Consider the following 347-nt stretch of genomic DNA (forward strand, 5'->3'; position numbering starts at 1 on the left):
CTTGAAGCTGGTCTGGCGCAGCAGGATCGGGCAGGCGCGGCGCGGCGGGCCTTCGATCACCGCCTTGGCCGCCATGCCGTGCTCGATCATCGCCGCCTGCGCGGCGTCGATGTCCAGCGTGCGCGGGGTCAGGTGGTTGATGTGCGGGCCGCGGAAACTGACCACGTCGGCCACCAGCCGGTGCGCGTTGTGCAGCGCGTGGTAGGTCGGCAGGTCGACCGTGGCATCGCCGTGCCAACGGAAGGTCTCCAGGGCTTCATCGACGAAGCGCTCGGCGTCGGCCTGCGACAGCCCACCGTCACGCTCGGCCTGGTCGATCAGCGCCAGCGCACCGTCGGTGAAGATGC

At 70.3% G+C, this 347-nt stretch carries 1 protein-coding gene; it reads right to left on the reverse strand.

Features of this window, described 5'->3' with window-relative positions; all coding sequences use genetic code 11:
* A partial coding sequence (locus EN804_RS35420) for a DUF1338 family protein (RefSeq protein WP_135922359.1) occupies positions 1 to 347 on the reverse strand: 347 nt, incomplete at both ends.

The organism is Mesorhizobium sp. M8A.F.Ca.ET.161.01.1.1 (assembly GCF_004792105.1).
Classification (GTDB): Bacteria; Pseudomonadota; Alphaproteobacteria; order Rhizobiales; family Rhizobiaceae; genus Mesorhizobium.